The 24,435-nt window shown below is 70.1% G+C and carries 23 protein-coding genes and 1 tRNA gene; 13 read left to right on the top strand and 11 right to left on the bottom strand.

Annotation, left to right across the window (positions count from 1 at the left end; genetic code table 11):
- Nucleotides 1-30 precede the first annotated feature (30 nt).
- The 3 genes from ABZ471_RS17690 to ABZ471_RS17700 all read right to left on the bottom strand — a co-directional run bounded on the left by ABZ471_RS17690 (nucleotide 31) and on the right by ABZ471_RS17700 (nucleotide 1,771).
- Complete coding sequence (locus ABZ471_RS17690) at nucleotides 31-684, bottom strand: hypothetical protein (RefSeq protein ID WP_359067443.1); 654 nt, start codon at nucleotides 682-684, stop codon at nucleotides 31-33.
- Nucleotides 685-924: 240 nt separating this feature from the next.
- Nucleotides 925-1,350 (bottom strand): hypothetical protein, encoded by a 426-nt coding sequence (locus ABZ471_RS17695; protein WP_359067445.1) that lies wholly within the window; start codon nucleotides 1,348-1,350, stop codon nucleotides 925-927.
- A 4-nt stretch (nucleotides 1,351-1,354) separates the two neighbouring features.
- Entirely contained in the window at nucleotides 1,355-1,771 is a 417-nt protein-coding gene (locus ABZ471_RS17700) for an SHOCT domain-containing protein (protein ID WP_359067447.1), read from the bottom strand.
- A 337-nt stretch (nucleotides 1,772-2,108) separates the two neighbouring features.
- Between ABZ471_RS17700 and ABZ471_RS17705 the strand changes: the two genes are divergently transcribed.
- Nucleotides 2,109-2,465: a carboxymuconolactone decarboxylase gene (locus ABZ471_RS17705; protein WP_359067449.1), complete on the top strand. Its 357-nt coding sequence runs from the start codon at nucleotides 2,109-2,111 to the stop codon at nucleotides 2,463-2,465.
- 982 nt (nucleotides 2,466-3,447) lie between these two features.
- Here ABZ471_RS17705 and ABZ471_RS17710 read toward each other — a convergent pair.
- Nucleotides 3,448-4,932: a protein kinase gene (locus ABZ471_RS17710; RefSeq protein ID WP_359067451.1), complete on the bottom strand. Its 1,485-nt coding sequence runs from the start codon at nucleotides 4,930-4,932 to the stop codon at nucleotides 3,448-3,450.
- 193 nt (nucleotides 4,933-5,125) lie between these two features.
- Between ABZ471_RS17710 and ABZ471_RS17715 the strand changes: the two genes are divergently transcribed.
- Complete coding sequence (locus ABZ471_RS17715) at nucleotides 5,126-5,629, top strand: UTRA domain-containing protein (protein WP_359067454.1); 504 nt, start codon at nucleotides 5,126-5,128, stop codon at nucleotides 5,627-5,629.
- Between the two features lie 165 nt (nucleotides 5,630-5,794).
- On the opposite strand, the gene ABZ471_RS17720 is transcribed toward ABZ471_RS17715, so the two are convergent.
- Nucleotides 5,795-5,879, bottom strand: a tRNA-Ser gene (locus tag ABZ471_RS17720).
- A 922-nt stretch (nucleotides 5,880-6,801) separates the two neighbouring features.
- Between ABZ471_RS17720 and crcB (ABZ471_RS17725) the strand changes: the two genes are divergently transcribed.
- The 3 genes from crcB (ABZ471_RS17725) to crcB (ABZ471_RS17735) are packed head-to-tail and all read left to right on the top strand — an operon-like array spanning nucleotide 6,802 to nucleotide 7,963.
- Nucleotides 6,802-7,248, top strand: a complete 447-nt coding sequence (crcB, locus tag ABZ471_RS17725; RefSeq protein WP_359067602.1) for a fluoride efflux transporter CrcB — start codon at nucleotides 6,802-6,804, stop codon at nucleotides 7,246-7,248.
- On the top strand, nucleotides 7,245-7,592 hold the full coding sequence (locus ABZ471_RS17730) for a DUF190 domain-containing protein (RefSeq protein WP_359067456.1): 348 nt from the start codon (nucleotides 7,245-7,247) through the stop codon (nucleotides 7,590-7,592). Before crcB (ABZ471_RS17725) ends, ABZ471_RS17730 begins: the two co-directional genes overlap by 4 nt.
- Nucleotides 7,589-7,963 carry a fluoride efflux transporter CrcB gene (crcB, locus tag ABZ471_RS17735; protein WP_359067458.1) on the top strand — a complete coding sequence of 125 codons (375 nt, stop codon included), beginning with the start codon at nucleotides 7,589-7,591 and terminating at the stop codon, nucleotides 7,961-7,963. Before ABZ471_RS17730 ends, crcB (ABZ471_RS17735) begins: the two co-directional genes overlap by 4 nt.
- Nucleotides 7,964-7,984: 21 nt before the next feature.
- Here the strand turns inward: crcB (ABZ471_RS17735) and ABZ471_RS17740 are convergent, their stop codons facing one another.
- Both ABZ471_RS17740 and ABZ471_RS17745 read right to left on the bottom strand, forming a co-directional pair.
- On the bottom strand, nucleotides 7,985-8,344 hold the full coding sequence (locus ABZ471_RS17740) for a DUF190 domain-containing protein (protein WP_359067460.1): 360 nt from the start codon (nucleotides 8,342-8,344) through the stop codon (nucleotides 7,985-7,987).
- A gap of 586 nt (nucleotides 8,345-8,930) precedes the next feature.
- Entirely contained in the window at nucleotides 8,931-9,410 is a 480-nt protein-coding gene (locus ABZ471_RS17745; protein ID WP_359067462.1) for an RICIN domain-containing protein, read from the bottom strand.
- Nucleotides 9,411-9,911: 501 nt separating this feature from the next.
- On the opposite strand from ABZ471_RS17745, the gene ABZ471_RS17750 reads away from it, so the two are divergent.
- The gene (locus ABZ471_RS17750) at nucleotides 9,912-10,385 is read left to right on the top strand and encodes an Ig-like domain-containing protein (RefSeq protein WP_359067464.1); all 474 of its coding nucleotides are present in this window, start codon (nucleotides 9,912-9,914) and stop codon (nucleotides 10,383-10,385) included.
- 383 nt (nucleotides 10,386-10,768) lie between these two features.
- Here ABZ471_RS17750 and ABZ471_RS17755 read toward each other — a convergent pair whose 3' ends face one another.
- Nucleotides 10,769-12,310, bottom strand: a complete 1,542-nt coding sequence (locus ABZ471_RS17755) for a trypsin-like peptidase domain-containing protein (protein WP_359067466.1) — start codon at nucleotides 12,308-12,310, stop codon at nucleotides 10,769-10,771.
- A 334-nt stretch (nucleotides 12,311-12,644) separates the two neighbouring features.
- Here ABZ471_RS17755 and ABZ471_RS17760 point away from each other — a divergent pair, with 334 nt between their 5' ends.
- The 3 genes from ABZ471_RS17760 (at nucleotide 12,645) to ABZ471_RS17770 (ending at nucleotide 15,389) form a co-directional block, all read left to right on the top strand.
- Complete coding sequence (locus tag ABZ471_RS17760; protein ID WP_359067468.1) at nucleotides 12,645-13,472, top strand: glycerophosphodiester phosphodiesterase; 828 nt, start codon at nucleotides 12,645-12,647, stop codon at nucleotides 13,470-13,472.
- 173 nt (nucleotides 13,473-13,645) lie between these two features.
- Nucleotides 13,646-14,284, top strand: a complete 639-nt coding sequence (locus ABZ471_RS17765; RefSeq protein ID WP_359067604.1) for an ATP-binding protein — start codon at nucleotides 13,646-13,648, stop codon at nucleotides 14,282-14,284.
- A gap of 142 nt (nucleotides 14,285-14,426) precedes the next feature.
- The gene (locus ABZ471_RS17770) at nucleotides 14,427-15,389 is read left to right on the top strand and encodes a DUF5926 family protein (RefSeq protein WP_359067470.1); all 963 of its coding nucleotides are present in this window, start codon (nucleotides 14,427-14,429) and stop codon (nucleotides 15,387-15,389) included.
- Between the two features lie 246 nt (nucleotides 15,390-15,635).
- On the opposite strand, the gene ABZ471_RS17775 is transcribed toward ABZ471_RS17770, so the two are convergent.
- Together ABZ471_RS17775 and ABZ471_RS17780 are read right to left on the bottom strand one after the other, a co-directional pair.
- Nucleotides 15,636-16,220 (bottom strand): hypothetical protein, encoded by a 585-nt coding sequence (locus ABZ471_RS17775; protein ID WP_359067472.1) that lies wholly within the window; start codon nucleotides 16,218-16,220, stop codon nucleotides 15,636-15,638.
- Between the two features lie 139 nt (nucleotides 16,221-16,359).
- Nucleotides 16,360-17,025 carry a bifunctional DNA primase/polymerase gene (locus tag ABZ471_RS17780; RefSeq protein WP_359067474.1) on the bottom strand — a complete coding sequence of 222 codons (666 nt, stop codon included), beginning with the start codon at nucleotides 17,023-17,025 and terminating at the stop codon, nucleotides 16,360-16,362.
- Nucleotides 17,026-17,631: 606 nt separating this feature from the next.
- On the opposite strand from ABZ471_RS17780, the gene ABZ471_RS17785 reads away from it, so the two are divergent.
- From ABZ471_RS17785 to ABZ471_RS17800, 4 genes are all read left to right on the top strand, one after another.
- Nucleotides 17,632-19,062 (top strand): PP2C family protein-serine/threonine phosphatase, encoded by a 1,431-nt coding sequence (locus ABZ471_RS17785; RefSeq protein ID WP_359067476.1) that lies wholly within the window; start codon nucleotides 17,632-17,634, stop codon nucleotides 19,060-19,062.
- A 159-nt stretch (nucleotides 19,063-19,221) separates the two neighbouring features.
- Nucleotides 19,222-20,709: an aminopeptidase P family protein gene (locus ABZ471_RS17790; RefSeq protein ID WP_359067478.1), complete on the top strand. Its 1,488-nt coding sequence runs from the start codon at nucleotides 19,222-19,224 to the stop codon at nucleotides 20,707-20,709.
- Between the two features lie 146 nt (nucleotides 20,710-20,855).
- Entirely contained in the window at nucleotides 20,856-22,220 is a 1,365-nt protein-coding gene (locus ABZ471_RS17795; protein ID WP_359067480.1) for a PLP-dependent aminotransferase family protein, read from the top strand.
- 114 nt (nucleotides 22,221-22,334) lie between these two features.
- Nucleotides 22,335-23,549 carry an MFS transporter gene (locus ABZ471_RS17800; protein ID WP_359067482.1) on the top strand — a complete coding sequence of 405 codons (1,215 nt, stop codon included), beginning with the start codon at nucleotides 22,335-22,337 and terminating at the stop codon, nucleotides 23,547-23,549.
- Here ABZ471_RS17800 and ABZ471_RS17805 read toward each other — a convergent pair.
- Nucleotides 23,524-24,432, bottom strand: coding sequence for a triphosphoribosyl-dephospho-CoA synthase (locus ABZ471_RS17805; RefSeq protein WP_359067484.1), 909 nt, complete (start codon nucleotides 24,430-24,432; stop codon nucleotides 23,524-23,526). The genes ABZ471_RS17800 and ABZ471_RS17805 overlap by 26 nt on opposite strands.
- Between the last annotated feature and the right edge of the window lie 3 nt (nucleotides 24,433-24,435).

A 24,435-nucleotide genomic window follows, 5' to 3' on the forward strand; every position in this document is an offset into this window, starting at 1 on the left:
ACCTGACCACCGGGAGACCAGGTGGGGTGACTACGGCGTGTAGACCTGCTCCAGCCGGTCGATGGAACCGTCGGCGCCGGTCTCGTACTTGAACACCAGGCCGGAGTCGGGGTGCGCCTTGGTCCAGTCGATCAGCTCCTGCACGCCGATGCGCTGGTTCGTACTGCTGTCCGTGACGGGATTGGTGGCGGTGACGTACGCGGCCTGGTCCAGGGCCCAGCGACTGTCCTCGCCGGTGACGACGAACGGCTTGCCGTCGCTGTCCTTGCCGGGGCATCCCCAGGCACCGTGCTGGATCACGAGGTTCACCTTGCCGGTGCTGCCGTCGAGTTCCTCGACGCGGTAGAGGGCGAACTCGTCGGGGTCGACGTGGTCCGGGTCCGGCGCCTCGCTGACGCAGTCGGCTGCCGGTGCCGTGGTCTCGGCAGGTCCGGTGGCCTTGGAAGCGGGCGTCGCGGCCGCGGTGGCCGCACCCGTGCCCTTGCCCCCGTCCGTACCCTTGCTCTTGCCCTTGCCCCCGTCCTTGCCGCCCGCCGTGCCCGGCGCCGAAGCGGCCGTGGCGCCGGCGCTCGGCGCGCCCTCGGCCCCCGCGGCGGAGTCGTCCCCCTGGCACCCGGTGAGCACGGCGGCCAGCGCGACGGCTGCAAGCGATACGACGACGGGTCTGAGGCGATTGGCCTGCATCTGGGACGTCCCCCCTGTTCACGGGCGGCCCGACCGGCCGCACCCGGATCCGGACCGTAACGCCCTCCCAGCGCGCACCGCACCACCGGAGGAGCCTGTGTCACGGACTCGGGACAGTGCCGTCACCGCGCACGGATCATGTGACGTGCACCGATGGTTTCCAAGACCGTGTCCTGCCGCCGACACGGCCGGGTCAAAGTACGCCTTGCGCCACTGGTTGCAGACCCCTCAGCTCACGCGCTATGTGCTCTGGCGCGGACTGGCACCCGGGGGCTGCACCACGCACAGGGCCCAGATGACGACTCCCGAGAACGCGATCATCAGGGTGGACCACACAGGGGAGTACGGCAGAGACAGGAAGTTGGCGATGATGATCAGCCCGGCGATGACGATGCCGGACAGCCGTGCCCACTTCGCTGTCTGGAACAGCCCCAGGCTCACCACCACGGCGACGGCTCCCAGGACGAGGGTGACCCAGCCCCAGCCGGTCAGGTCGAACTGGAAGACATAGCCGCCTCTCACGACGAACACGTCGTCCTGGGCGATTCCCATGATGCCGCGGAAGATGTCGATCACTCCGGCGATCATCAGCATGACGGCGCCGAAGAGCATCAACCCGCCGGCCCACTGCTGCTTCCGAGCGTGTGTGGTGTGTGTCGTGGTCATGTCTCTACCTCGATGGGCTGTCTGTCAGTACCAGTGCCTTCGCTCTCTCGAACTCTTCCTGTGTGATGTCACCGCGGGTACGCATCTCGGAGAGCTTGGCGAGTTCGTCGGCGCTGCTGGTCCGGGCGCTGCCTGCCGTCTCCCTGACGTAGGAGTCGAACGCGTTGCGCTGGTCGATCGCCTGCTTCACCTCGCGGCGGCCCATGTCCTTGCCGCGGGCGACCAGGTACACGAAGACGCCGAGGAACGGCAGCAGGACCACGAACGCCAGCCAGCCGGCCTTGCCCCAGCCGCCCAGCGAGTCGTCACGGAAGATGTCGAAAACGATCTTGAAGAGCAGGAAGAACCACATGACCCACAGGAAGAACCACAGCATGGTCCAGAAGGCGCTGAGCAGGGGGTAGTCGTACGCGAGGTACATCTGCGTGTTCCCTTCTTCTACCTCCCGGGCCTTCACCCGGATGGCATGCTCTGCCCACATTGCGCCAGGCAGGGGCCGACGGCCTCACACGGTCCGGGTGAACTTGCAGCCAAGCTCCCGAGGTCCTGCTCGGACGAGTGGCCACCGAGGAAAGGCAGCAGGACGCATGACCGCAGTCAGTGCACGATCCGCACTCCCGGTCCGGCTGTCCGGCTCGACGCGCGCCGCCACCTGAGGGTGTCTACGCTTGAGTGACAACCGCCGGGCATGCAGGGGGGATTACCGCGTTGAGCGGGTGGCGGTTCAACTCCCTACAGCACCAGAAGGCGGGCCCACCATGGCTACTGCATCTGAGACTCCCGTGCTCGACACGATCGCCGCCATGACCATCGACTCCATCGAGCACTGCCACATGGACGACCGGACGCTCATCCTCTCTCGCATTGCCGCACTCGTGGCCATGGACGCACCGGCGATCTCCTACCTGGCCCACATCCCCCCGGCGATCAAGGCCGAATTCACGGTCGAGCAGTTGCAGGACCTTCTCGTCGCCATCGCCCCCGTCGTGGGAACGGCGCGCGTCATGTCGGCCGCGGGCCACATCGCCCAGGCCTTCGGTGTTGCGCTCGCACTGGCCGAGAGCGAAGCCGAAGCCATCGCCCAGGCCGGAGCCGACAGCCGTAGCGGATCCTGAGTGCCCACGAGACCGCGGCCACTCGCGGGCAGTGCCCAACACGACGGCTCCTGACCGATTTCACCTGGTCAGGAGCCGTTTCGCCTGGCGGTGGGTGTGGGATTTGAACCCACGGTGACTCGCGCCACGACGGTTTTCAAGATCTCTCACCCGTTTAGGCGGGCTCACCGCTCCCCCGCAGGTCAGACGGGTACGAGCACCCCGGCGGAGCCGTCGTCATCGTCGTCATGCCCGCTGCGTGCCCCTCGCACGTGATCGTGCCCGCTGAGCCAGGAGTCCGCCGCTTCCGCCACCTGGTCGTCACGACCGGCGACCGGCCGGGTGCAAGGGACTCTTGCAGGCGGCGGACTAACCGCAGCAGTTACGTTCCGGTCAGAACGGCGCAAGGACGCAGCCCTCGCGGAGCAGCAACGGCTACAGCTCCTGTCCACTGAACAGCAACAGGCGCGACTACTGCGAGCCGAGGAGCGACGGCAGGTACGAGAACTCCAGATCGATCACCGTCGACAGGTGTATAAGCAGTCCTGGCTGACGCCCATGCCGTCAATCACGATGGCGACAAGCTTGGCGACATGATCACGCGCTCCCATGTCGAGGAGGCGGGCGACATCGGCGCCGTAGCTGCAGAGGTCGACGCAGCAGTTGGGGCGGCCGGAGGCTCGGTGCATAAGGTGCAGCTGGAGGGGCCTGAAGCGGTATCGCAACTGGCTGACGAGGTCATTTTGTGCCTGTCCCAGCTAGCTCCCACGTATGGATGATCTATACGGCGCGAGTGGACCGGAAGAATGAACAGTGGCAGCTCAGCGAAGAGGCAGGTCAGAGCGCTTCCCGATTCTCCTTGAGCGCCTCACCCGACTTGTGTATTGGAGGCAACACACTCCAACGAAGGTTCACCCATAGGTTGATGTAGATCTGGCGCTCTCCGGAAGCCGGGCACTCCCCGGCATGACCCAAAGGACGGGGCCTGCGAGCCAGGACCGAATCAGCGGGCGGCCGGCTCCGGGGCCGAGATGGCGGGGCTGCGGGAATCGGCGAGACGGGTCTTCAGAGTCTGGACGCCGAGGGCGAGGCAGACCCCGAGCAGCAGGACGTAGAACACGCCGAGCTTGCGCAGGTCGTCGAGGAAATACCACACCGACGTCAGCCCCGTGAACCAGAACGCCACCAGCGCGAACCCGCCCGAGCGCTCGTCTCGGTAGCCGGCGGTCAGGCACAACCCGGCTACGAGCCCCAGCAGCAGGGCGATGACGACGTACCGCACCTCCCAGCCCAGGCTGGCGCGGGAGAACTCCGACCACACCGCCACGGCCTCCGCCACCGGAGCCCAGGCCACGGCACATGCCAGGCGCGCCGACCACAGCAGCAGTGCACACCCCGCGAGGCCACTGAACAGCGCGACCAGAGGGAAGTGCTCAGTGTCGATCATCTCGGACCGCGACACCACCACCGCGAGGATGCTGCCGAGGAGCGCGACCATCCCCTCCGGTGTCGGCTGGAACACCACCCGCCCCATGGACCTGATCCACTCGGATCCCGTCGCAGCACGGTCGTGTCGCGGAGCCTCTGACGGCTCGGGCTGGACCGCCTGAGCACGGGGATCCATAGCGGTCGGGGTCGGCATCGTGGGCGCCGTGGGTATCTGCGCGGCCCGATCCAGTTCCGCCTTCATCTCCGCCGCGTCAGCGAACCGGTCCTCCCGGCACTTGTGCAGCGCCCGCAGCACGACCGCGTCCACACCTGGCGGCAGTCCCGGGCGCAGCCGCGACGGCGGCACAGGCTCCTGTACCAAGTGCTGGTGCATCACTGAGAACGGCGACTCCCCGGTGTACGGAGGGCGGCCGGTCAGCAACTCGTACAGCAGGCAGCCCACCGCGTACAGGTCCGTCCGGTGGTCCGTGTCGCGGCCTTCGATCTGCTCCGGCGCCAGATAGGCGGGCGTACCGACTGCCACGCCCGTCCCGGTCAGTCGGGTCGCCATCTCGCTGAGCGCCTTCGCGATGCCGAAGTCGAGGACCTTGGCCGTCCCGGCCTGGGTGAGCATGACGTTCGCCGGCTTGATGTCCCGGTGCACTATGCCGTGGCCATGACTGTGCCGCAGGGCCTCAAGCACCTGCCCCGCCGCGTCCACCGCCTGCTCGGTCGACAGCGGTCCGTCCCCCAGCGCCTGGGCGAGGGTCCGACCCTCGACGTACTCCATGACCAGGTACGGCACGGCGAAGCCGTCCACCGCGTCCTCGCCCACGTCGTACACGGTTGCCACGCCGGGGTGGTTGAGCGCGGCGGCCGCGTGTGCCTCGCGCTGGAACCGGGCGAGGAACTGCGGCTGCCGCACCAGCTCGGCGGAGAGCGTCTTGACCGCGACAGTACGGCGCAGGCGGTGGTCGACGGCCCGGTACACCGTGCCCATCCCACCGTGTCCAAGCTGCTCCACCAGCTCGTACCGCTGCCCCAGCGTCCTGTGCTCCACCGCGTACCCCCAACGGACCGTCCACGTCCTCGTACGTGTCGACGCCGGCAGTCCGCGGTTCGCAGATCGCGTTCGACACACGGAAGGAGACCCTAGACGCCGGGCACCGTTCCCATCGGATGACGTGATCAGAGCCTCACGCGCATGCCACCACGAGGCACAGGGCTCTTACAGCGCGTCTTTCGATGGTGTGATGGGCGTGCCCGACTTACGACATGGAGGCAACACAGACCAGGGTGAGGTGATCCACTCGTTGGAGCCCCGGACCGACGCCAAGGTGCCGGCACCGGCGGACATCGCAGCCCGGCTCGGCATCGCCGAGGGCGACCTCTGCGTCCGGACGACGTACGAGTTCCTGGCCGACGGCAGGCCGGTACAGCTGTCGACGAGTTGGGAGCCGTACGACCTCACCGCCGGCACTCTCGTCGTCCTCCCCGAAGGAGGGCCGCATGCGGGGGCGGGCGTCGTGAACCGTATGGCCGCGATGGGAATCACCGTCAGCCACGCCGTGGAGCAGCCCGAGCCGCGGCAGGCGACCGCCGAGGAGGCATCACTGCTCGGCATCCAGAAGGCCGCGCTCGTCACGCACATCCGGCGGACGTACTACAGCGACCAGGGACCGCCCGTGGAGACGGCGGACATCGTGGTGCCCGCCGCTCACTGCGAGATCGTCTACGAGATCCCGATCAACCGATAGCGAGCGCCGGTCCGCGGCCCATTGGATCTTCGGATGCCGTGCCCCGCGCGTGCCCCTTCCGTGCCCGATCGAGCGGGAATCCACGGGGAAGGACGGTGCCGAGTGGGCAGCGGGGACGGCAACGGCCCCCGACCATAAAAGCTGGTCAGGGGCCGTCAACCACTGCGGTGGGTGTGGGATTTGAACCCACGGTGACTCGCGCCACGACGGTTTTCAAGACCGTTCCCTTAGGCCGCTCGGGCAACCCACCTGCTGCCCCGTCCACCAGGTGCGGAGCGGGTACAGCGTACCGGGAGCGAGCGCTCCGCGGGGGGCGTGGTCCACACAGGGTCCACTGGCTCTGTTCCGCCCCAGGGCCACTGCATGGATCAAGCATCTGGTCCGAGACGCACGCCGACACGCGGAAGCCCAGTGCCGTGCTGGCATCCTCAAGGGACACGGTCACCGCTGGCTCCCGCTCCCATGGTCACCCGTGGCTCTCTTGCGTAGGAGCGCAGAGCGGGGCTGCACCTTCTGATCCTTGGGATCGGGCAGGTGGTTGGGCGGGCGCTCCGCCTTCCTCCCGGCTGATCGCTGACGGTCGTGACCAACGTTCTCTGTGTGTCGTCGTTGCCATCAGCGCTGAACGGTGGCACCGACTCGCAGCGTACGCAGGACTTCGGGCCCAGCCAGGCTGTCAGATCCCAGCTGCTGCCTGACGTTCTGGTCCCAGCCAGGCTGAGAGTTACAACTTGCTCCACAGGTTCATGCCCCGCTGCGCCGGCGCGCTCACGGCTCCACTCGGGCGCCGCTCCTGCCTCCGGCCCGCTCCGCCCGGCTGCGCCTTCGCACGTCACAGTGGTTGGGCCGATGGCCATGAGCCGATCACCGTGCACCCGCTCCGTCGGAACAGAGCCTCCGGCGGGGATCGGCCGACACCGGGATGGAGGGGGCGCCGTTCCCGTTTTCACGGTCGGCGCGATCGCCGTCCTGCTGCACCACCCGACCCAAGGCTTAAGGTGGGATTTGTCCGATAAGCGGCCGGATGGCCGGTGTGCAGTGCCTGACCGACCGCTGTCAGTGCTGGTTACGGGCAGGAGTAGCCCCACAAGGTCCACGTGCAGCGGCGTGTGGGGGAAGACGGCGTGAGTGATCAACGAGCCCAGCATTCTGCGGCGACCGCAACGGTGGAAATCTCCGCCGCGGAAAAGGCGAGGCAGCGCCGGGACGCTCGGCACAGGCAATTGCAGGTGCTCACAGTTGTCGCCGCGGGCGGAGCGATAGGAGCCTGTGCCCGCTATGCGGCGGCGATGATGTGGCCGACGGGCAAGGCGGATTTCCCGTGGACGACGCTGGGCGTGAACGCTGTCGGGTGCTTGATCATCGGCGTGTTCCTGGTGGCGATCACCGAGGGGTGGACAGCTCATCCGTTGCTGCGCCCGTTCTTTGCCACGGGGGTCCTTGGTGGCTTCACGACCTTCTCCACCTACTGCGCCGACATCGAGCGCCTGGTGCGTGAGGACAGGGCCGGCATCGCCTTGGCCTACCTGGCGGCGACCGTGGTCTTCGCGATGACCGCCGTGAAGATCGGCGTGGTCAGCGCCCGCCGTGTCGTCCTGGTGATGAGGGGATCGAGATGAGACTCAGCGGACGCGCGCTGCGCATGACGATCTTTGTCGACGACACCGACACATGGCATCACAAACCCCTGTTCACGGAGATTGTGCACCGCGCGCACGAAGCCGGGCTGGCCGGGGCGACGGTGTTCCGCGGCGTGGAGGGTTTTGGAGCGACTTCGGTCGTGCATACGACACGGCTGCTGTCCATGGCCGACGACCTGCCGACGACGGTCGTCATCGTCGACGAGGAGGAACGGATCCGCTCCTTCATGCCACAGCTGGAGGAGCTGGGCATCGAGGGCCTGGTCACCGTACAAGAGGTCGAAGTGGTCCACTACAAGGGTCGGGAAGCCGCGAGCACATGAGGTTCCTGCTCGTCGCACTGGGCGGCGTCATCGGCGCCCCCTTGCGGTACCTCATCGACCGGACGGTCCAGGCCCGCCACGACACCACCTTTCCATGGGGCACCTTCGCCGCGAACGTCACCGGGTCGGTGATCCTGGGCGCACTGACCGGCGCAGCCATGGCCGGGGCTGCGCCGCAAGACGTGCAGCTCTATTTGGGCACAGGCTTGTGCGGAGCCCTGACCACGTATTCCACGTTCTCCTACGAGACGCTGAGTCTGGCCGAGGCCGGAGCACGCTTTCTCGCGGCGGCCAACGTGGTGGCCTCGGTCGTCGCCGGACTCGGGGCCGTTTTCCTCGGCCTGGCCCTCTCCCAGGCAGTATTCGGATAGTCGGCACTGCCGACACCGCCTTCAGGCTCTTACTCCACCCTGCGCCTGCCGCGGTACTGCACAATGCACGACGTCGACGTCCTCGACGATCACGAGTCCTTCGTCGATCAGTTCCCGCAGTGTCGGCAGGAAACGGCGGATTCGTTCCTCGTCGTCGATGATCATGATGGCCAGCGGTAGATTCTGCTTGATCGACAGCAGCCGGAAACCGTGCATCACTGAGGAAGCCCCGAATCCCTCGACACCGCGGAGGACGGTCGCCCCGGCCAGCCCCGCCTCATGGGCGCGATGCACGATCTCGGCGGACAGCGGCCTGTGATGCCAGGTGTCGCATTCCTCGATGAAGATCGTCAGTTGCAGGGCCTTCCCCGTCGGCATCATGGTGTCCTCCTGGCTGTCACGCACGCGGCCCGACAGCCGCGCTCCGCAGCGTTTGCGCCGGACACACACCCCTGCGCTCGCCCACGGAATTGACAGACGGCACGGGCTACGGTGCGCTTCCCTCTCATGCCGTAACCCTCCTACTCGCGCGGGCCCACGAACGGGGCAACAGATCACTTCACGAGTAGGGACTGTTGGCGGCACCGAATGCCGCGGTTCGGGTACGGCGAGCCCCACCGCCGCGTGACCTTCGCCGGAAGACGAACAGACCACTTACCCGACAAGATATCGCCAATCGCGACATAAAGGAACGAAGGCGGGGTAGCTACCGTGCCCCGTACAGCACGGAAGTACAGCAACCAGAGCAACCACTACCGTCCGGCAGCCACCGTGCAGGACTGCGCAGCAACCGCAAGGGGGCCTTGAAGGCTGGTGGCGACGAATAGACCGCGTGGCTCTCGCGCCAAAGGCGCCATCCTCGCCCTGCTGGGGGAGAGGATGGCGCCTTCTCGCTGTCCTCGGTCCACGCTGCGGACCGAACGGAGCCGGTGAAGCGGTAGCCTCCGGCCGGGGTGGCCGGCCGACGTTATCCGCGCGGGCTGCGCCAGCGCCAGAACTGGTCCGAGTAGGGTCCGACCTGGTCAACCTCCAGGGTGGCCTCGGCCCACTGGCAGCTCTCGACCGGCGCGATCACGAGCCGCTCGTCCAGCGCCGAGGCGATGACCACATCGGCCTGCGCGGGATCCGCCTGGACCATCCGCCAGAGCTGTCCCTTGTTGCTCTCGTTCCAGCGGTCCTGATAAACGACCGCCTTCGGGTGCTTGTCCCTGATCGTCAGGTACAGGTCGTCCTGACCGTTCTTGATCCGCCACAGCCCTTGATCGTCGGCAGGCATGAACTCCCACATGTCCTGCTTGTTGTTGGTCCTCACTCCCCCCCGCCACAGCCGGACCTCCCCGGGATCGTGCGTGTGACCGATCGGCGTGATGAACAGGCCGCTGGCTGAGTGAACGATCACCTGCGGGGAGTCCGTGGGCGGTACAGGGCGTACGGGGGTAATGGGCATGGGCGATCCTCCGTGTTCCGCGTGGCCACCGATAATTGGTGCGCCGCTGGCAAATGCCTCTGACATCGCTGTCGCCTCTATGGTTTTGCCGCCCGCATCGAGCCGCCATCGGAAGGACCCGAACAGGTGAACGTGGGAACACCAGTGGGTTGGTCGTTCCGCGGCTCGGGTGGAGCCCAGGTTGCGGCGTCGATCTCCGGAGGACCTGCAGCACCTCGCCACCCGATGCCACATGGGAACGACGCGTTTCCCGGGAGGGCCCCTATTCGAGAGGGAAGCGCCGGTGGTCCCGCGGCAACGGCGGCTTCAACGGTCCCTCAACACCATCCCAATCGATCGAGGCAAGATGCCACACCGCGCCGAGCACTCAAGGCGTGCCCTCTTCGGCACGGTCCCACATAACCCAATTGGGGCAATCGAATATGCCGGATACATCTCTTCATGCCAACTCTGGTGACGTCATCGCAAGGCGCGATGCACGAGATCCGAGGAGGGCATCCCATGACGACCACGTTCGACGACAGCATGATGGCCGAGATTTCCCGGCTGAGGGCGGAGAACGACCAGCTGAAGAAGGAAAACGAAGACCTGAAGAAGAAGAAGGAGGACAAGTCTGACCAGGACGACAAGCACAAGGGCAGTCAGAACGGCCAGAAGGAGGCCGTCCAGCTGACTGCGTCGGACACGAAGGGCACCGTCACCGGCCTGGCGAGCGGCACCGGAAGGGCAACGCTCATGGACAAGAACGGCAAGCCGGTCGTAGGCGAGAAGATCACCTTCAAGGTCGGCGAGACGGTGGTCGGCACCGGCATCACCGATTCCAACGGCACCGCGACGGTGAACTCCGGGTCGTACCTGGGAGACCCCCTGTTCTGGTTCAAGGCGGTCAGCACTGGATACCAGGCTGTCTACGACGGCAGCGAGAAGTACACGCCTGCTCAGGCGCACGCCAACGTGACTCCCGCCCTCGCGTGAGACGGGAAGCTCTGGCCGGACGTTCCGAGGGCAGGTCGAGTCCCGCTTGACTTGGTCTGAGGAGTCCTTTCCCCCTGCGCAAGCCCCTCTATGGAGCAGCGCGGGGGGTCCTTCTACTCATTCACGTGACGAGCATGGGCGTGCTGCTGGAAGGCACGTCTTTCAAGACCGTTCCCTTAGGCCGCTCGGGCAACCCACCTCGCCTCCGCCCGCCGGAGGCCAGGCGGGTACAGCGCACCGGGAGCGGGGCGGGTCGTGGTCCGTGCGGGGGCCGCCGTCGGCCGATCTTGTGCCCCCGCGGGGACTTTCCCAGCACTGTGAGCGGCCGCAGTACAAGGGGGTGCCTCTCGGCGAGAGGCACCCCCGTTACGCGCGCGTGCTGATCAGCTGTCGCCCGTCCTGGAGGCGAGGGCGAGGTCCACCGTGTGCTCCTGGCCGTCCCGCGTGTAGGTGATCTTGACCTTGTCGCCGGGCTTGTGGGTCCAGATCTCGCCGATCAGGGTCGGGCCGCTGTCGATCACGTTGTCGTCGAGCTTGGTGATGACGTCCCCGGGCTTGAGGCCTGCCTTGTCGGCCGGGCCGCCGGACTCGATCGCGGCGGCGCCGGCCGCGCCCTGGTCGGTGATCTTCGCGCCGCCCGTGGACTCCTCCAGGGAGACGGACGCGCCGATCCTGGCGTACACCGGCTTGCCGGTCTTGATCAGCTGCTGGGCGACGTACTTGGCCTGGTTGATCGGGATCGCGAAGCCGAGGCCGATCGAACCGGACTGGCCGGAGCCGAACCCGCCGCTGCCGGTCGACTGGATCGCCGAGTTGATGCCGATGACCGCGCCGGAGGCGTTCAGCAGCGGGCCGCCCGAGTTGCCGGGGTTGATCGACGCGTCGGTCTGCAGGGCGCTCATGTACGACGCCTTGCTCGAGGAGCTGCCGTCGCTGGAGGCCACCGGGCGGTTCTTGGCGCTGATGATGCCCGTGGTGACCGTATTGGACAGGCCGAAGGGGGCGCCGATGGCGATGGTCTCGTCGCCGACGGCCACCTTGTCGGAGTCGCCGAGGGCGAGGGGCTTGAGGTCGGACGGGGCGTTCTTGAGCTTGATGACGGCGACGTCGTACCCCTGGGCGTGGCCGACGATCTCCGCGTCGTACTTCTTGCCGTTCGGGAAGGTCGCGGTCAGCTTGCCGCCGTCGACGGCCTCGGCGACCACGTGGTTGTTGGTGACGATGTGGCCCTGCTTGTCGAAGACGAACCCGGTGCCCGTGCCGCCCTCGCCGTTGGTGCTCTCCGCCTCGATGGTGACCGTGCTGGGAAGCGCCTGGGCGGCCACATTGGCGATCGTGCCGGGGGCGCGCCTGACCTGCGAGGCGCTGCCGTCGGAGGCGGAGACGGTGGTGGAACCGCTGCTGTCGTTGTCCTTCGCCAGGGTGTAGCCGAGGCCGCCGCCCAGGCCGCCCGCGACCAGCGCGGCCACCAGGACCGCCGCGACCAGCCCGCCGCGCCCGCTGCGGGGCTTGGGGGCGGGCTGCTGGTACGACGCGCCCCAGCCGACGCCACCGGCGCCGCCCTCGCCGTAGGAGGGCGTGGCCGGGGGCGGGGGCGGCCAGGAGCCGTCGGGGGCCGGGCCGCCGTAGGGCTGGTGGGCCTCGGGGGCGGTGGGGCCGCCGTAGGGCTGGTGGGCCCCGGAGGTCTGGCCGCCGTACGGCTGGTGGGCCTCAGGGGCGGGACCGGAGGCGTGCGCGCTCTCGGGCGGGCCGGCGGGGCCCTGTTCCGAGGCGCCCGGGGCACTCTGGGGAACCGGCGGGAGCGGAGTCGTCGGCGCGCCCCCGTCCGGGGCGGAGCCCTCCGGGGAGGCAGTGGGAGAGGCCACCGGCACGGGAGGTGCGGACGGGGCCGGGGGTACCGCGTTGCCCTCGTTCTCGGTGCTCACAGCTCTTCTCCTCGATCCACGGCAGTTGTTCTCGGTCGCACTCGGTCACACTCGGTCATGTTCGTTCGCGCCTGTCGCGGCGTGCATGTTGGTCGCCCGTGAAGCGTGGGCCCGGCGCGATGCAGCTGGCATGGTTCCGCGTTCCTGATGTATGCAGTCAGCTTTTCCCACGGGCCGTCAGAGCACCATAAGCGGTGGCTGTGGGTCCAGGATCACTCTTTATATATGACCTTTCTTGCAAAAGGCACATAAACGGGCAGGCTGGATGCCCCCGTTCGCCGCACGGACGGACCCGCGCCGCCCTCCGTCCCCGTGTCGGTGGCACCATGACGCGGTGACCCACGCACCACAGCACCCCATCCAGGTCGTCGCCCACCGGGGGGCATCCGAGGACGCGCCCGAGCACACCCTGGCCGCGTACAAGAAGGCGATCGAGGACGGGGCGGACGCCCTGGAGTGCGACGTACGGCTGACCGCCGACGGCCACCTGGTCTGCGTCCACGACCGGCGGGTGAACCGCACCTCCAACGGGCGCGGAGCCGTCTCCGCCCTGGAGCTGGCCGATCTCGCCGCGCTGGACTTCGGCTCATGGAAGACGCGCGAGGCCTGGCGCGGGCGCGACGAGGAGCCCGACTGGGAGCACCGGCCGGAGGACTCGGCGGACACCTCCGTACTCACCCTGGAGCGGCTGCTGGAGCTGGTCTCGGACGCCGGGCGGCGGGTGGAGCTGGCCATCGAGACCAAGCACCCCACGCGCTGGGCCGGGCAGGTGGAGGAGCGGCTGCTGCACCTGCTGAAGCGGTTCGGGCTGGACGCGCCGCCCTCGGCCGCCGAGTCGCCGGTACGGATCATGAGCTTCTCGGCGCGCTCGCTGCACCGCGTGCGTGCCGCGGCACCGACGCTGCCGACGGTCTACCTGGTCCAGTTCCTCTCGCCCCGGCTGCGCGACGGGCGGCTGCCGGCGGGCGTGGAGATCGCGGGCCCCTCGATCCGCATCGTGCGCAACCACCCGGCCTATGTGGAGCGGCTGAAACGAGCCGGCCACCAGGTCCACGTCTGGACCGTGAACGAGCCCGAGGACGTGGACCTCTGCGTCGACCTGGGCATCGACGCCATCATCACCAACCGCCCGCGCGCGGTGCTGCACCAACTGGGCCGCTGAGTGCGGGAAAGCGGAGCACAAGATCCACGTAAGGACCGGTCCGCACCTCTTGACCCGGCCGCTCGGCTCGGCCATCCTCCGTTCTCGGCCACACCAATGAAATCCAGCCACACGACGACATGTCCGTGACAGGAAGTGCTCCGGCGCATTCGCTCCGTATGCGGTCGTTGCGAATGCGTCACCGGAAGGGGACTGGCCGGTTTCCGGTACAGGCCAATGGGGCATCCACACCGTGGCGTGGGGCAAAGGAGGTCTCGGGGGTGGCGTTGGTGGTGGCACAGGAGGTGCCCACGTCGTCGAGCATGGCCGTACCCCATGGCCCTGCGGGCGTGGGGAAGGCGAGGCACCGCATGCGTGCGCAGCTGCGCAGCGGTGGCGTATCGGAATCGGTCATCGACGATGCCGTACTGATCCTTTCCGAACTATTGAGCAACGCCTGCAAACACGGGCGCCCCCTGGGCGATGCCCTGGCCGGGGACGGCGATGTGCGCGCCGCCTGGCAGGTGGACCCGCGCGGGCGGCTCGTCGTGGAGGTGACGGACGGCGGCGGCCCGACCCGCCCGGCTCCGGCCACCCCGTCGGTCACGGCACACGGAGGCCGGGGGCTGAACATCATCACGGCCCTCGCCGACGACTGGGGTGTCCGGGACGACATCCAGGGCGAGGTGACGGTCTGGGTCCTGGTCAACGAAGACGTTCATGATCCGGATGCCGGGTGTCGTCGCGGCGGTTTCGCTACGCGCGTCACCACCTCCACGGTTCCGGCCCTGGCCGAACTGGACTTCGCGGACGCGTTCGAAGACCTGGACTGAGCGCGGGCAGCACGGGAGTTGTCCACAGGGTCACCCGGTCGGCGTCGTCCATGTGTCCCTTGTCCACAGGTTCCCGTCGGTCATGGCGCGAACGGCTAGGCTCCCGACCGTACGAGACGAGTCGTAACCGGGAGACCCCACGATGGCCAAGAAGCGACCCCAGACGAAGGCCAAGCCGCAGATCACAGACGGAGAGATCCCGGTTGTCGGCGCACGCGAGCCCTGCCCCTGCGGCAGCGGCCGGCGCTACAAGGCGTGTCACGGCCGGGCCGCCGCGCACGCCGCGACCGAGCTGGTGCACCGCCCGTTCGAGGGGCTGCCGGGCGAGTGCGACTGGGTGGCGCTGCGCGAACTGGTGCCGGCCGCCACGGTCGAGCTGCCCCTGAAGGCCGGCCTGCCCGAGGGCGTCCCGTCGGTCACGCTGGCCACGGTGCTGCCGATGGCCTGGCCCGCGCTGCGGCGCGACGACGGCTCGGTCCTGCTCGGCCTGCAGAACGACACGCCCTCCGGCGACATCAGCCGCGACCTCGCCGACACCCTCCAGCGCGCGCTGGAGGCCGCGCCCGGCACCCCGGTGGAGGGCCGCCGCGCCCCCGTCGAGGGTCCGCGGCTTCAGGACCTGCTCGACCCGGAAGGCGCGTTCGAGCCAGTTGTGCACAGCGGCTTCGAGTTCTGGGTGCCGGACGCGGAGAACGCCACTCCGGACGTGGCCGCCTCCCTGGAGCGGGCCAACGCCGCCGCCATCCCGACCGTGAAGCTGTCCGGCGTGGATGCCGCGTACTGGTGCGAGACCCCGGAGAAGAACCACCTGCGCTGGGTCATGCCGCATCCGGAGGAGCAGCTTCTGGACGCTCTTGCCCGGCTGCACGCGGCAGGCCGCTCCAACCTCGGCGAGGGCACCCGGCTGGTGGGTTCCTTCCGTGCTCACGGCCTCACGGTGCCGGTCTGGGACCTGCCGAGCGGCGTCACGGCCGAGGATGTGGAGAAGCCGGCCGCCGAGTTCGCCGAGCGGCTCGCCACCGCCCTCGCCGCCACCGAGCCGCTCACCGCCGACGAGCGCCGCGCGCGCGGCGGACTGACCAACCGGCAGGTCACGCTCAGCTGAGGCACTCCGGAGCAAGGGCTCACGGCTGACCGGTCGGTCAGCCGTGAGGGACACCATCCGAATCAGGTGACTCCTGTCACAACTCCCCGTCGTGACAGGAAAATCGGTGTCCGAATAGCCGAGATCGAATTTGCTAACCGCCGATCTCTTGTTACCGTTCCAGTAGCCCGGTTGCTGGTGCATCCCCCGTCGCCAGCAACCGGGTCTTTCCATGTCCGCGTCCGGTGTACAGCGTCTCGCGGAGCGTCAACTCCCCTTTGACTCCTCGGAGTTGCTGCTGGAGCGCAACAGCAGCCGCCCCTCCGTCCCGCGTGCGGCGAACTCGGTGACGGCCGAGTAGCCGTCCAGCGAACCCCGGGTGCGTTCACGGGGTGTCTCACAGGTGGCGGGTTCGTCGCCGGCGTCCGTGGGGCAGTGCATCTGCACAGTCCGGCCGCCCGGCCCCATCAGGCTCAGCACGGAGTCCACGGCCTCGCCGGTGGCGTTGCGGTAGTAGGTGCGCGCCCAGGTGTCGTCGCCCTGCGTCAGCACACAGGTCTGCGCCTCGACACCCTCGGGGGAGGAGAGTTCGGGTCCGCAGCGCGCGGCGGTGGCCAGGCCCAGGCCGAGCAGCAGCGGGGAACGGGTGGGCACGACGGGGGGCATCTTCGCGTCGCCGTCCGAGGAGGACGACGTGGACGAAGACGACGAGGACGGCGTCGGGGAGGACGAGGACGACGGTGCGTGTGCGGCGGACCGGCCGCCCGCTCCCGGAGGTTCCGCGGAGTCGCCCACCTGCCCCGCGGACGCCACGGCCAGCGGCAGCACGACCGCGGCCACCGCGACGCCCACGAGGGCGAGCAGACGAAGCCTTCGGGGGTCCGACCCGCCGCGGTGCGGCGACCGAGTACCGGGACCCGCAGAAAAGCGCAGCATGTAGCGGAAGATAACGACCGCGGGCGGGCATCGGGCCCGCCCGCGCCGGACACTCCTACAACTCGGGTGCGCTCACACCCGTACGAGTGAGGGCATCGACGACCGCGTCCACCACGGCCTCCACATCGGGCACCCAGGGCGAGGCCGAGCCGGGGAGCGGGGCGCGCTCCCAGCGGACGTCGCCCTGGCCGGTCTCGGAGGGCGGCAGGGCGATGTATCCGCCCTCGCCGTGGAAGCGCAGGGAACCGGGGACGAAGTCCTTGGCGTAGAGCAGTTCGCCGAGCTGCTCCATGGAGTACGGCTTGACGAGGAACGCCCAGCGGGTCGGCGCGGCGACCACCGGGCCGAGCCGCATGCCCCGCCGGTCGAGCAGGTCGAGGGCGCGGGACGCCGCGAGCGCCGGCAGGCTGACCGCGCAGGGCGCGATGCCGCCGGTGGCGAGGATGATCGGCGCGGCCGGCCGGTTGGCCCACCACCAGCGCACCATGCGCGCGTCGGTGGTGGCGGCGAGCAGGCCGGGGTCGAAGGGGTGCGCACCGGGCACCGTGCACTCCGGGTCGGGGCAGGCGCACCGGGCCCGCCCCTGCGGGTCCGGGGCCACGCCCGGGAGTACGGGCCACTGCCATTCCGTCGCGAAGGTCAGGGCCGCGCTGATCAGCTCAGGCCTCCCGCCTTTCCGCCTGGACAGGAGCCTGCGTCGCCTTCCGAGGATCTCGCGCATGAGCGCTCGTTCCTTTCCGTTGCACCGCTGGCAACACCGTGGACCACATCACACCATGTGTCGATCACTTCACTGTGCGTACCTGTTGGCGCATCACACCCCTGCGTACGACAAGGGGAACCCCAAAGGGTCGAGCATTGGCCGCGTCCATAGTGCGTCTATCAAAAGCACGGGTGCGGCATGGGGGTGGCGAAGTCTGGCGTTTTGCCGTCGCGCGTGTTTCTCTCCGCCTCCGCCACGGGAGGATGGGGCTCGGCCGTCGGTGGCTATGACGCCCGGGTCCGTCGCCAGGTTCCGGGTGGCCCCCAGCCACCCCTGGCCTTCTCCGAGTACGTACCCATCACGACCGCTGTGACGCTCTGTGGAGCAAGCCCAGTCGACCGCAATGAACCGATACCTGAGGCAGTTTTAAGCCAACTTGGCGGTAAGGCAAGGGTTTCGGAAGAAACCCACACCCGGCCCATGGACACCAGGAATCCCTGCAGGACAATGCTGGACATCCCCTCACGAGTGCGTGTACATGTGGAGACACTGCTAGCGGCGCAGAATGACATGGGGGTTTGCGATGCTTTTGAGCAATACGCACCGGTCTGAAGGCCGGACGCCATGAACGCCCCGCACCCTCCGAAAGTGGCTGGAATCGATTCAACGGTCCCCACGCCCGCACACACTGTCGCGCCCACACCCCCCACCCCGGGCGCCGGCCCCTCCCCGGACAGCACACACCCCGTCACGAACGCCCCCACCGGCCCCGCTCCCGGCACCCTGCTCCAGGACCGGCTGGCCTGCTGGGTCTCGGACCTGACGACCCTCCACGAACTCACCGAGCGCCTGTCCCGCACGAACGCCCTCGAACCCGCCCTCCAGGAACTGCTGCGCGCCGGATCCGCCCTCGTCGGCGCCCGCCGCGGCCTGGTCGTCCTGGAACCGGACGACGGGCTCGCGCCCCGTACGACCATCGGCCTCGGCCTCGGCCACGCCGACCTCGGCCACATCGAGACCGTGCCGCGCGGCTCGCTGCCCTACGGCACCCTCCTCGACGCCGGCACGGGCGCCGGTGCGGGCACCGAGATCGTGCACGCCGACCTGCTCGCCGAGGACGGCCTCGACCCCCGCCACCGCGAGGTGGCCGCCCGCCTCGGCTACGCCGCCAGCTACGCCCTTCCCCTGGCCACCCCGTCCGCGGGCCGCCTCGGCGCGGCCGTGTGGCTGTACGACGAGCCCGCCGAACCGGACGAGCGCCGCCGCCACCTCGTCGGCCTGTACGTCCGCCACGCCGCCGAACACCTCGCACGGCTCGTGGAAGTCGAGCGCACGCGCGCGTGCGTGGCGACGATCACCGAGGAACTGCTCCCCTCCCGGCTGCCGCGGGTGGCCGGCGTCCAGCTCGCCGCACGGCACCGCACCGGCCCGCGCGGCGGCGGCGACTGGTACGACGCGCTGCCGCTGCCCGACGCCGCCCTCGGCCTCTCCGTCGGCTCGGTCACCGGCTCCGGGCCCAGCGCGGTGGCCGCCATGGGCCGGCTGCGCGCCTCCCTCAGGGCTTACGCCGTGATGGAGGGCGAGGACCCGGTCGCCGTCCTGTCCGACCTGGAGCTGCTGCTGCGCCTGACCGAGCCCGCCCGCTCGGCCACCGCCCTGTTCGCCTATTGCGAACCGGCCCTGCGCAAGATCACCCTGGCCGGTGCCGGGCACAGCCCGCCCCTGCTGATCGGTGAGCGGCGCACCGAGTTCGCCGAGACCTCCGTCTCAGCGCCGCTCGGCATGCTCGCCTGCTGGGAGGCGCCGAGCGTGGAGATCCAGGCCGAGGCCGGGGAAACCGTCCTGCTCTACACCGACGGGCTGCTGCACCGTACCGGCGACCCCATGGACCGTGCCTTCGCCCGGCTGCACACGGCCGCCGCGAGCATCCCCCGCACCCTGCGCCGCGACCCCGGGGCCATCGCCGACCACGTGCTGCGCACCGTACTGCCGGACGGCATGGACACGGCGGACGGCGAGGAGGACGTGGTCCTGCTCGCGGCCCGCTTCGACTGAGAGCGCTCTCACACCGCCTGACATGGGCGGGCATAACAGGTCTTCCGGCCCTGGGCCGCTTTCCGCACGACCGTACGATGATGGAGGTCCCCCCGCTCGGCCACAAGCGTGAGCGTCGCGGGCCCGGGGGAGATCACATGCCGTACGGAGGAGGATCACGTGTCCGACGAGCTCAACCCGGCTCTTTCCGATGCCGCCGCTACCGCGGCCGACCCGGAAGCCGAGTCCGAGGAGCCCATCAAGCAGCGGAAGAACGGCCTGTACCCGGGCGTCTCCGACGAGCTGGCCGAGAACATGAAGTCCGGCTGGGCCGACACCGAGCTGCGCGACCTGGAGCCGATCCCGCAGGCCGCCGAGACCGCCCGCCGCCGCGCCGCTCTCTCCGCGCGCTTCCCGGGCGAGCGTCTCGTCATCCCCGCGGGCAACCTGAAGACCCGCTCGAACGACACCGAGTACTCCTTCCGCGCCTCGGTCGAGTACGCGTACCTCACCGGCAACCAGGACGAGGACGGCGTACTCGTCATGGAGCCGACGGCGGAGGGCCACAAGGAGACGATCTGCCTCCTGCCCCGCTCCGACCGCGAGAACGGCGAGTTCTGGCTCTCCGGCCAGGGCGAGCTGTGGGTCGGCCGCCGCCACTCCCTCACCGAGTCCGAGGCGCTGTACGGCATCCCGGCCGCCGACGTGCGCGAGCTGGCCGACAAGCTGCGCGAGGCCACCGGCCCGGTGCGCGTCGTGCGCGGCTACGACGCCGGCATCGAGGCCGCCCTCACCGACAAGGTCACCGGCGAGCGCGACGAGGAGCTGCGGGTCTTCCTCTCCGAGATGCGGCTGGTCAAGGACGCCTTCGAGATCGGCGAGCTGCAGAAGGCCTGCGACTCGACGGCGCGCGGCTTCGAGGACGTCGTCAAGGTCCTCGACAAGGCCGAGGCGACGAGCGAGCGCTACATCGAGGGCACGTTCTTCCTCCGCGCGCGCGTGGAGGGCAACGACGTCGGCTACGGCTCCATCTGCGCGGCCGGCCCGCACGCCTGCACGCTGCACTGGGTGCGCAACGACGGCCCGGTCCGCTCCGGCGACCTGCTCCTGCTGGACGCGGGCGTGGAGACGCACACCCTGTACACCGCCGACGTCACGCGCACGCTGCCCGTCAACGGCACGTACAGCGAGATCCAGAAGAAGGTCTACGACGCCGTATACGAGGCCCAGGAGGCCGGTATCGCGGCCGTGAAGCCCGGCGCCAAGTACCGCGACTTCCACGACGCCGCCCAGCGCGTGCTCGCCGAGAGGCTCGTCGGGTGGGGCCTGGTCGAGGGCCCGGTCGAGCGCGTCCTGGAGCTGGGCCTGCAGCGCCGCTGGACCCTGCACGGCACCGGCCACATGCTCGGCATGGACGTCCACGACTGCGCGTCCGCGCGGACCGAGACGTACGTCGACGGCACGCTGGAGCCGGGCATGGTCCTCACCGTCGAGCCCGGCCTGTACTTCCAGGCCGACGACCTGACGGTCCCCGAGGAGTACCGGGGCATCGGCGTCCGCATCGAGGACGACATCCTCGTCACCGAGGACGGCAACCGGAACCTGAGCGCTGCGCTGCCCCGGCGGTCGGACGAGGTTGAGGAATGGATGGCATCTTTGAAGGGCTGACGTCACACTGAATGGCCGGGTACCGGTGGGTACCCGGCCATTTCGTGTGCCCGTGGTCCGTGGCTGGGGTCGCGCCCACGCGGCGGAGCCGCATGTCGAACACCGCCCCGCGCCCCTTGGGGGCGCGGGTCTCACGTGGGGGAATCGTGAACGACTTCTGGTCCGGAATCGGCGTCGACCTGCATCTCGAACCCGACGCGGCGGACGGCCGCCGCGTCGGGCTGGAGCGGGCGCTCAGGGACGCCGTGCGCGACGGACGGCTCGCACCCGGCACCCGGCTGCCGGCCACCCGGCGGCTCGCGACGGAGCTCGGCATCTCGCGCGGTACCGCGAAGTCGGCGTACGACCAGCTCGTCGCCGAGGGCTATCTGACCGCCCGGCAGGGGTCCGGCACCCGGGTCGCCGAACTCCCGGCCGTGCGGGAGGAGGAGCCGGGAACGGCGACACACGCGCGTGCGCCGCGTTTCGACCTCCGGCCGGGCAGCCCCGACGTGGGCGCGTTCCCGGCCGCGGCCTGGCTGAGGGCGCTGCGCCGCGCCATAGCGACGGCGCCCTCCCTGGCGTACGACTACGGCGACCCGCGCGGGCGGATCGAACTGCGCACCGCGCTGTCGGGCTACCTGGGGCGGGCGCGCGGGGTGCTCGCGCCGCCGGAGCGGATCGTGATCACCTCCGGGTACGTCCAGGGGCTCGCGCTCCTCACGCGCGTGCTGGAGGGCGCCTCGGTCGCCATGGAGGACCCGGGGCTGCCCTTCCACCGCGAGGTGGTGCGGCGCAACGGCGGGACCGTGCTGCCGGTGCGAGTGGACGAGCAGGGGGTCCGGCCCGGGGAGCTGAGCGAGGCGGCCGCCGTGGTGGTCACCCCGGCCCACCAGTACCCGACCGGCGTGACCCTGCACCCCGAGCGGCGCCGCGCGCTCACCGACTGGGCACGCGCGCGTGGCGGGCTCATCGTCGAGGACGACTACGACGGCGAGTTCCGCTACGACCGCCAGCCGGTGGGCGCGCTGCAGGGCATGGCCCCGGGCCAGGTCGTCTACCTGGGCACCGCCTCAAAGACCCTCGGCCCCGCACTGCGGCTCGGCTGGATGGTGCTGCCTCCGCAGCTGATCGACGCGGTCGCCGACGCCAAGCTGCACAGCGACCACCACACCGAGACCATCGGACAGCTGGCGCTCGCCGAGCTGATCGACAGCCATGCCTACGACCGGCACGTGCGCGCGTGCCGGCTGCGCTACCGGCGCCGCCGGGACCAGCTGCTGGACCGGCTGGGGGCGCGGCGGGGCGTGCGGGGTATCGCGGCCGGGCTGCACGCGCTGATCGACGTGCCCGACGAGGCCGAGGTCCTGGACCGCGCCGAGGCGGAGGGGCTCGCCGTCGGGCATCTGGGCAGCCATTGGCACACACCCGGCGAGGGACGGCCGCAGGGCCTGGTCGTCGGCTACGGCACGCCCCGGGAGCGGGCGTATCCGGAGGCGCTGGAGGTGCTGGCAAAGGTTCTCGACGCCTGAGGGTGACCGGCGCAGATGCCCGAGGGTGACCGGAGCAGACGGCTGAAGCGGGCCACTGAAGAAGCGATGGATTGGGCCTGCTCATAGATCCAATGGGCGCCTACCGTCATGGTTATGACGAACCGTCCGCAACGCTTTCCGGCCCTCGCTCAACTCGCCAACTCCGTGGGGGACGGCGCCTTCTACGTCACGTCCGCGCTGTATTTCACCCGGGTCGTCGGCCTTGCCCCCGCGCGCGTGGGGCTCGGGCTGACGCTCGCCTGGGCGGTCGGCTCGCTGGTCGGGGTGCCGCTCGGGAGGCTCGCGGACCGGCGCGGGGCGCGCGGCACGGCTGTGCTGCTGGCACTGGGAACCTCGGCTGCGGTCGGGGCGTTTCTCCTGGTGCGGGGGTTCGTGCCGTTCGTCCTCGCCGCCTGTGTCTACGCCTCGGCACAGTCGGGTCTGGCGGCGGCCCGGCAGGCACTGCTGGCGGGCCTGGTGCCGGCCGGGGAGCGGACGGGACTGCTGGCACGGCTCCAGTCGACGTCGAACGGGGGGCTGGCGGTCGGTGCGGCGCTCGGCGGCCTCGCGCTGAACGCCGGTACGGCGGGGGCGTACCGGGCGGTGCTCGGGCTGGACGCGGTGTGCTTCCTGGTGTGCGCACTGATCCTGCTGCGGCTGCCGGCGGTGGCACCGGTGGTGGCGGGCGGGCGCCGTGAGCAGCGGTTCGCGGTCCTGCGCGACCGGCCGTACGCACTCCTCGCGCTGCTCAACGCCGTCCTGCTGCTGCGTCTGCCGCTGCTGAGCCTCGCCCTGCCGCTGTGGATCACCGAGCGGACGGGAGCGCCGGCCTGGCTGGCGTCGGTGTTGTTCGTCCTCAACACCGCGGTGGTCACGCTGTTCCAGGTGCGGGCGGCCCGTGCCGTCACCGGGCTCGCGACGGCGGTGCGGGTGCTGCGCCGGTCCGGGGTCGTGATGCTCGCGTCCTGTGCGGTGTTCGCACTGTCGGCGGGCCGGTCCGCAGGTCCCGCGGCCCTGATCCTGGTGGCCGGGGCGGTGCTCCAGGTCGTCGCGGAGATGCAGCAGTCGGCGGGCTCGTGGCAGTTGTCCTTCGACCTGGCCCCGGCCGACCGGATGGGCGAGTACCAGGGCTTCTTCGGCACGGGTGTGACGGTGGCCCGTACCCTGGGCCCGCTGGTGGTGACCTCGCTGCTGATGGGCTGGGGCACGCCGGGCTGGCTGCTGCTCGGTGCGCTGATGCCGCTGGCGGCCTGCGCGATGGGGCCGGTGGCCCGCCGGACCGCCGGCCGTGCGCGGCGGACGGTCACCGAGCCGGTGCCGGCAGGCTGACCGGCAAGGTGTCAAGGAACAGCGCCCCCGCGAGCAGACCCGCGCTGCCCCGGGGGCTCCACGCGCGCGCGTGGAGGTCGGCGTCGAGCGCGGCCAGGGCCTCGGCACCGGCCTCCGTCGCCGTACCCCCCGCCTCCAGGACGGCCCGGGCGCCCGCCTGCACGTGCCGCAGGCCGATCGGGCCCGCGGTGTGCAGCAGTTCGGTGTCCTGCAGGGTGGACATCACGGTGAGCAGGCCGTCCAGCCGGGCCCGCGTCTCGTCGGCACCGGCCGCCCGGGCTCTGGCCAGCGCGTCCAACGCCCGCCGCACATGCGGGAACCCGGCCCGTGCCTCACCCCGGGCGCCCGCGGCCCCGTACTTGACGGAGATGGCGGAACCCCTGCTGGGCCGGGCCGGCGCACCACGGTCGGGGTGAGCGGCGATCTGCCGGACGAGCACGGTGATGCCCTGAGCCCGCGGACGGCGATCCCGGGCGGCCCGACCGGACTCCCGGGCGGTCCCGTCCGATGCATCCGATTCACCCGGTTCGGGCGTGCCGGCGTCCAGTGCCGTCGCCGCAACCAGCAGGCCCAGGACCCACAGCGCGCCCCGGTGGCCGCCGCCCGTCAGGGTCAGGGTGTGTTCGCTGCAGCGGCCGATCGCACCGAGTTCCGACCGCAGTGCCGGTGTGGGTGCGCCGGTGCGGCGGGCGGCGGCGGCCATGGCCGCGAGGCCGGGCCCCAGCGCCTTGGCGGACCAGCGCAGGGCGCGGTGGTCGCGGCCGGTGGCCCGGGCGTTCAGGTCGCGCGGGTCCGGCAGCCCCGGTTGGGGGGTCAGCGCCAGCCGGCCGGTGAGCGCGGCCACCGCCGCGCTCGCCAGCGCCTCGTCCTCGCGGCTGTTCATCGC

This window comes from Streptomyces sp. NPDC005728 (genome assembly GCF_040630895.1).
Lineage (GTDB): Bacteria > Actinomycetota > Actinomycetes > Streptomycetales > Streptomycetaceae > Streptomyces.

Bases quoted from the DNA above. Each gene is read 5' to 3' on its own strand.
- ABZ471_RS17765 (WP_359067604.1), top strand. From the start codon at position 13,646: ATGCGTCACCGGAAGGGGACTGGCCGGTTTCCGGTACAGGCCAATGGG.
- ABZ471_RS17750 (WP_359067464.1), top strand. From the start codon at position 9,912: ATGACGACCACGTTCGACGACAGCATGATGGCCGAGATTTCCCGGCTG.
- ABZ471_RS17800 (WP_359067482.1), top strand. From the start codon at position 22,335: ATGACGAACCGTCCGCAACGCTTTCCGGCCCTCGCTCAACTCGCCAAC.
- ABZ471_RS17785 (WP_359067476.1), top strand. From the start codon at position 17,632: ATGAACGCCCCGCACCCTCCGAAAGTGGCTGGAATCGATTCAACGGTC.
- ABZ471_RS17770 (WP_359067470.1), top strand. From the start codon at position 14,427: ATGGCCAAGAAGCGACCCCAGACGAAGGCCAAGCCGCAGATCACAGAC.
- ABZ471_RS17700 (WP_359067447.1), bottom strand. From the start codon at position 1,771: ATGTACCTCGCGTACGACTACCCCCTGCTCAGCGCCTTCTGGACCATG.
- ABZ471_RS17705 (WP_359067449.1), top strand. From the start codon at position 2,109: ATGGCTACTGCATCTGAGACTCCCGTGCTCGACACGATCGCCGCCATG.
- ABZ471_RS17690 (WP_359067443.1), bottom strand. From the start codon at position 684: ATGCAGGCCAATCGCCTCAGACCCGTCGTCGTATCGCTTGCAGCCGTC.
- ABZ471_RS17780 (WP_359067474.1), bottom strand. From the start codon at position 17,025: ATGCGCGAGATCCTCGGAAGGCGACGCAGGCTCCTGTCCAGGCGGAAA.
- ABZ471_RS17730 (WP_359067456.1), top strand. From the start codon at position 7,245: ATGAGACTCAGCGGACGCGCGCTGCGCATGACGATCTTTGTCGACGAC.
- ABZ471_RS17745 (WP_359067462.1), bottom strand. From the start codon at position 9,410: ATGCCCATTACCCCCGTACGCCCTGTACCGCCCACGGACTCCCCGCAG.
- crcB (WP_359067458.1), top strand. From the start codon at position 7,589: ATGAGGTTCCTGCTCGTCGCACTGGGCGGCGTCATCGGCGCCCCCTTG.
- ABZ471_RS17805 (WP_359067484.1), bottom strand. From the start codon at position 24,432: ATGAACAGCCGCGAGGACGAGGCGCTGGCGAGCGCGGCGGTGGCCGCG.
- ABZ471_RS17740 (WP_359067460.1), bottom strand. From the start codon at position 8,344: ATGATGCCGACGGGGAAGGCCCTGCAACTGACGATCTTCATCGAGGAA.
- ABZ471_RS17695 (WP_359067445.1), bottom strand. From the start codon at position 1,350: ATGACCACGACACACACCACACACGCTCGGAAGCAGCAGTGGGCCGGC.
- ABZ471_RS17715 (WP_359067454.1), top strand. From the start codon at position 5,126: ATGGGCGTGCCCGACTTACGACATGGAGGCAACACAGACCAGGGTGAG.